We start from the raw sequence: 5,805 nt of genomic DNA on the forward strand, positions 1-5,805 counted from the left end.
TCCGGCTGCGGGTGGATGGGGACGAGCCCATCGAATGGGAAGCCCCTTTGGACGGCCCCGCCCGCTCCATCGATCAACGGATCAAGAGCGCCCTCTGGATCGAGACGTTCGTAGCCGCTGGCGGTGACTTCCGCATTGAGCAGGTCACCCCCCGCATGCTCGAAGAACTCACCCATGACTACGAGCTGGTGATTGTCAGCACCGGCAAGGGTGAGATCGGCCGGATCTTTCCGCGGGACAAGGCGAAATCACCCTTCGACCGGCCGCAACGGGTCCTTGCGCTCAACTACGTCACGCCCGACGACGGTGCTGCCGCCGGCGACGGTGACGCTATCCGCATGTCCATGGCCCCCGGCGTCGGCGAGTTCTTTACCTTTCCCGGCCTGACCGTCACCGGACCGTGCCGCATGATGGTGTTCGAAGGCGTGGTGGGCGGCCCCATGGACCGCTGGACCGCCGTCGGGACACCGCAAGAGCAACTGGAACGGTCTCTGGAAATCCTGCGTGAGCACTTCCCGCACGAGGCAGAAAACTTCGCCACTGCCGAACTGACCGACGACGGCGCCACCCTTCTGGGGCGCATCACGCCCACGGTGAGGTCCGCCGTCGGGGAACTTGGGAACGGGAAACTGGTGTTCGGGCTCGGCGACGCCGTTGTCCTGAACGATCCCCTCACTGGGCAGGGCTCCAATAACGCCACCCTGGCCGCGAAATACTACCTGGACGCGATTGTTCGCCGGGGCGGCGAGCCTTTCGACCGACACTGGATGGAGCGGACGTTCGATGAGTTCTGGCGTGGATGGGGCCAGTGGGCCGTGGAGTGGACCAATGACCTCCTCAAGCCGCGCCGTGACCACCAGAAGACGCTGCTCAGCGAAGCTGCGGAACACCCGGCTTTGGCAGCTGGCATCGCGGCAGGATTCGATGATCCCCGGACGTCGTACCCCTGGTGGTTCGACCCCACAGCCGCCGCCGACTTCATGCAGGCCCGCAAAGAAGAAGACACCTCAGTTTTCGACGTCCGTGATTTCAGGGGCGCCTTGGGCCAGTTCGCCACAGGCGTTACCGTGGTGACCACTGTTGCTACCGACGGCCGGAAGGTGGGCATGACCGCGAACTCGTTCACGTCAGTCTCCATGGAACCGCCGTTGGTGCTGTGGTGCCCCGGCAAACGCTCACCCAGCCTGGGTGACTTTGAAAACGCTACCCACTTTGCCATCAACATCCTGGCCAGCGACCAGCACGTCCTGTCCCGCCAGTTCGCAACTCCGGCCACCGACAAATTTGCCGGAGCCGGGACCACCGAGGGCATCGCCGGCGTTCCGCTGCTGGACGGTGCGGTGGCCACCTTCCAGTGCCGTACGGTTTCACGCTACGACGCCGGCGACCACGTCATCTATGTGGGTGAAGTGGAGAAATACGACTACGACGGCGGCGCTCCCCTGGTGTTCCATGCCGGCAAGTACCACGCCACAGCCAGCCACCCGGACTTCTAGCCACCCCCTTGAAAGGTGCGGACATGGACGATTCAGTTGACGTCGCGATCATAGGCTCGGGCATCAATTCCCTGGTCGCGGCAGCCGAGCTGGCTATGGCCGGTCAGCGTGTGTGCATCATCGAGCGCTCGGAACGGCTGGGTGGTTTCATCCATTCGGCCGAGCGGACCCTGCCCGGCTTCATCCATGATTCCTTCTCTTCCTGGCACCCACTGTTCGTATCCGGCGGTGCCTACGCGGCGTTGGGAAAGGAACTGCACGCGCGGGGTTTGGAATACTGCAACACCACCGGAGCTGTGACCGCGAGCGTTGCCGCGGATCCGGTCACGGGTGCTCACCGCGTGGTGATTGCCCAGCGGGATCCGGGTGAGACGGCTGCTGTGTTCACCTCCCTTGGCGACCAGGCTGCCTATGGGGCAATGCTGGACGATCTTGGACGGAATGCCGGCACGGTGTTCGGGGCGTTCGGCGCGGAAGTGAGATCCTTCGGGGAAGTCGCGAAGATTGCCTTTGGTGCTGTACGCCGGGGGCGTTTCACCGGCACGGAGGCTTTTGTCAGGGACTCGGTGATGAGCAGCAGGAACTACACCCGCAGCCGCTTTGACGGGTGGGAAGCGGACCAACTCTGGTCGCCTTGGCTCCTGCACGCAGGGCTGGGCCCGGACCAGGCAACCGGCGGTGTCATGTTGCCGGTGATGGCCATGAGCATGCACGGCTTTGGGCTCCCGATCGTGAAGGGTGGGGCGTCCAGGTTCGTGGCGGCGTTTGAGTCACTGCTGCGCGACAACGGCGTCCGGATCATGCTGAGAGCTGAGGCCGAGGAGATCCTGGTGGACTCCGGCGGCGGCGGCTCCAAGAAGGGTGGCTCCGTCACCGGCGTCCGGACGTCGCAAGGACTGGTTTCCGCCGGCACGGTGCTCGCAAACGTTTCACCCCAAGCCCTCTACACCCGGCTCCTTCGCCAGCCGCCGGCCGGCACTGCCGACGCAGCAGCCCGATACCAGAACGGCCGCGGCGCCATGCAGATTCATCTGGCCCTGGACAAGCCTGTGGAGTGGCTCGATCCACGGCTCAACGAGGTTCCACTGGTGCACCTCAGCAACGGCTCTGACAGCACGGGAATTGCGTGCGCCCAGGCCGAAGCCGGCCTGCTTCCCAGCGAACCTACCGTGGTGGTGGGACAGCAGTGTGTCCTGGATCCGTCCCGGGCTCCGGAAGGCAAAGCCACACTGTGGCTGCAACTGCAGGAAGTCCCGTTCGCCCCGGTAGGCGATGCGGCGGGGCAACTCTCCGTTGCGGAGGGCTGGACTGACCAGCTGAAACAGGAGTACCTGGCCCGGGTCCTTGACCGCTTGGAGCAGTTCGCGCCGGGTACCCGGGCTACGGTTCTTGCTTCAGATGTCATTGCTCCCACTGACCTGGCCGCCACGAATCCCAACGCTGTGAACGGCGACCCCTACGGAGGTTCCGCAGAGCTTTTCCAAAACCTGCTGTGGCGGCCGTTCCCCGCGGCGGCAGGCCACCGCACCGCCGTCGACGGTCTTTGGCACATCGGCGCATCGACGCATCCCGGGCCCGGCCTTTCCGGCGGTTCCGGACACCTGGTGGCGCAAAAACTGACCGCACCGCCTTCACCACTTTCCCGTCTTCAAACAGCACTTAAACCAAGCAAGCGATAGGAGAACAATGTCTGTTCTGGCCGGGCTCACTGCAGCCCTTTCGAGTGGTTCGGTGGAAATCATCGACCTCACCACGCCCCTGAGTTCTGAAACCCCCATCCTGAACCTGCCGCAGCCGTTCGCGAACACGGTGGGTTTGTCGGTTTCGCCGGTCAGTAATTTCGACGACGCCGGACCGGCCTGGGCGTGGAACGACGTCACCGTGGGCGAACACGCCGGGACGCACCTGGACGCGCCGGTGCACTGGATCACCGGCAAGGACGGCAAGTCAGTAGACCAGATCGAACCGCACCGCCTGATGGGGCCGGTAGCCGTGATCGACAAGACCGACGAGGTTGCCGCGGACCCGGATTTCCTGCTGGAACCGGAGCACTTTGAGCAGTGGCAGGAAGAACACGGCGCTTTCCCGGAGAACTGCTGGATCATTTTCCGGACCGGTTGGGCGGCCCGCGGCGCTGACGCTGCGGCTTTCGTCAACGCGGACGACGCCGGACCCCACACTCCCGGGGTCTCCGCCGCGGGTGCCAAATGGCTTGCGGGCAACGCCTCGATCAGCGGTTTCGGTGTGGAGACCGTGGGGATCGACGCCGGCCAGGCGGGCTCCTTGGATCCGATGTTTCCCGTGCACTCGTTCCTCCTGGGAGCGGACAAGTACGGTGTGACCTCGCTGCGGAACGTGGACCGGCTCCCCGTCACGGGCGCCACGTTGGTAGTGGCGCCGCTGCCGATCGTGGGCGGCACGGGAAGCCCCAGCCGCGTGTACGCACTGGTTGAAAAAGTTGCGGTGGAAAAGGCATGAGCGAGCAAGTACGGGTCTCCACGCTGGTGGGCAGGACGCTGGCGAAGCTCGGCGTCGGGCACGTTTTCGGGGTGGTGGGCTCCGGCAACTTCGATGTCACCGGCACCCTCATGGCCGAAGGCATTCCGTTTACCGCTGCCCGGCACGAGGGCGGCGCGGCGACCATGGCGGATGCGTACTCCCGAATGTCCGGCAAAGTGGGTGTGGTGACCACCCATCAGGGCTGCGGGCTGAGCAATGCCATCACGGGAATCGGCGAGGCGGCCAAAAGCCGCACCCCCATGATCGTGCTGACCGCCGACACCCAGGCTGCAGCCACCAGGTCCAACTTCAAGATCGACCAGGACGCCTTGGCCCGCAGCGTAGGAGCCGTGGCCGAGCGCATCCACTCCCCCGCAAGCGCTGTTGCGGACACTGTCAGGGCCTACCGGACGGCGGTGAACGAGCGCCGCACCGTGGTGTTGAGCCTGCCGTTGGATATCCAAGGTGCCAGTTCGGCGGACGAGGTGGATGCCGTCGTCGTGCCTGAGCCGTTGAAGGTCCGCCCGGACGCTGTCGGGGTGCAGCAACTGGTGGCGCTGATCGCCGCGGCGGAACGGCCCGTGTTCGTCGCCGGACGTGGCGGCAGGGGCGCCCGGCAAGAGATCCTGGAGTTGGCCCGGCACGCCGGTGCGCTGGTGGCGACCTCCGCCGTGGCGAGCGGACTGTTCAACGGCGACACCCACAACCTCGGAATCTCGGGCGGTTTCTCCGCACCGCTGACGGCGGAGCTCATCAGCGGTGCGGACCTGATTGTGGGCTGGGGCTGCGCGCTGAACATGTGGACCATGCGGCATGGGCGACTCATCTCCGCCGGCACCAAAGTAGTGCAGATCGACGTCGAAGATTCCGCACTCGGCGCCAACCGGCCCATCACCCTGGGAGTGCTGGGCGACTCGGCACTGACCGCCGCCGATGCCTTGGAGGCCCTGCGCTCCGGGCAGACCGAGCCGGTTGAAAAGTACCGCACCGAAGCCAACGCCCTCGCCATCAAGCAAGGCTCCAGGTGGCGGGACGTGGATACCGAAGACCTGTCCACGGCGACGTCCATCGACCCCCGCGTTCTCACCCGAGAACTCGATACCCTGCTCCCTGCGGAACGGATCGTGGCCGTGGATTCGGGCAACTTCATGGGCTACCCCAGCCAATACCTCGCGGTGCCGGATGAGTTCGGGTTCTGCTTCACGCAGGCGTTCCAGGCTATTGGCTTGGGCTTGTACACGGCCATCGGGGCCGCCTTGGCCCAACCGCACCGACTACCCGTGCTGGGCGCCGGCGACGGTGGCTTCCTCATGGGCATCAGCGAGCTGGAGACGGCCGCCCGGCTCAAACTGCCCCTGGTGTGCATCGTCTACAACGACGCAGCTTACGGCGCCGAGGTGCATCACTTCGCTTCGGAACACTCCGAGGCAGAGCTCGCCAGCGTGGTGTTCCCGGAGACGGACATAGCTGCAATTGCGCGCGGATTCGGGGCTGAAGGTGTGACGGTACGGACCGTGGCGGACCTGGAAGCTGTGCGTCCGTGGATCGCGGCCTACCAAGCCGGAACCCAGGACCGGCCTCTGGTGATCGACGCGAAGATCGCCTCCGACGGCGGCTCGTGGTGGCTGGCTGAAGCGTTCCAGGGCCACTAGTTGGGTGGGGCGGTGCTGGCGCGAATTACCAGCTCCGTCGCCACCTCAAGGGCTGCCGGGGAATCGAGACCCGGCTGCTCGATCTGTTCCGTGAGCATGCCCACGGCCATCGATGCCAGTTGTGCCAGGGGTTGCCGAACCGTGGTCAGGGGCGGTGA

At 65.4% G+C, this 5,805-nt stretch carries 5 protein-coding genes; 4 read left to right on the forward strand and 1 reads right to left on the reverse strand.

Features of this window, described 5'->3' with window-relative positions:
* From HP499_RS19870 to HP499_RS19885, 4 genes are all read left to right on the forward strand, one after another.
* A partial coding sequence (locus HP499_RS19870) for a flavin reductase (RefSeq protein WP_172325866.1) occupies window positions 1-1,496 on the forward strand: 1,496 nt, incomplete at its 5' end.
* Window positions 1,497-1,519: 23 nt separating this feature from the next.
* Window positions 1,520-3,175 (forward strand): NAD(P)/FAD-dependent oxidoreductase, encoded by a 1,656-nt coding sequence (locus HP499_RS19875; RefSeq protein ID WP_172325867.1) that lies wholly within the window; start codon window positions 1,520-1,522, stop codon window positions 3,173-3,175.
* Between the two features lie 7 nt (window positions 3,176-3,182).
* Window positions 3,183-3,974 carry a cyclase family protein gene (locus tag HP499_RS19880; RefSeq protein ID WP_172325868.1) on the forward strand — a complete coding sequence of 264 codons (792 nt, stop codon included), beginning with the start codon at window positions 3,183-3,185 and terminating at the stop codon, window positions 3,972-3,974.
* Window positions 3,971-5,647 carry a thiamine pyrophosphate-binding protein gene (locus tag HP499_RS19885; protein ID WP_172325869.1) on the forward strand — a complete coding sequence of 559 codons (1,677 nt, stop codon included), beginning with the start codon at window positions 3,971-3,973 and terminating at the stop codon, window positions 5,645-5,647. Before HP499_RS19880 ends, HP499_RS19885 begins: the two co-directional genes overlap by 4 nt.
* Here HP499_RS19885 and HP499_RS25290 read toward each other — a convergent pair.
* The gene (locus HP499_RS25290; protein WP_256378457.1) at window positions 5,644-5,796 is read right to left on the reverse strand and encodes a substrate-binding domain-containing protein; all 153 of its coding nucleotides are present in this window, start codon (window positions 5,794-5,796) and stop codon (window positions 5,644-5,646) included. The genes HP499_RS19885 and HP499_RS25290 overlap by 4 nt on opposite strands.
* Window positions 5,797-5,805: the final 9 nt, after the last annotated feature.

Origin of the sequence: Paenarthrobacter sp. CM16, assembly GCF_013179505.1 — a bacterium.
GTDB lineage: Bacteria > Actinomycetota > Actinomycetes > Actinomycetales > Micrococcaceae > Arthrobacter.

Excerpts from the sequence above, each read along its gene's own strand:
- HP499_RS19875 (WP_172325867.1), top strand. The coding sequence starts at position 1,520 with ATGGACGATTCAGTTGACGTCGCGATCATAGGCTCGGGCATCAATTCC.
- HP499_RS19880 (WP_172325868.1), top strand. The coding sequence starts at position 3,183 with ATGTCTGTTCTGGCCGGGCTCACTGCAGCCCTTTCGAGTGGTTCGGTG.
- HP499_RS19885 (WP_172325869.1), top strand. The coding sequence starts at position 3,971 with ATGAGCGAGCAAGTACGGGTCTCCACGCTGGTGGGCAGGACGCTGGCG.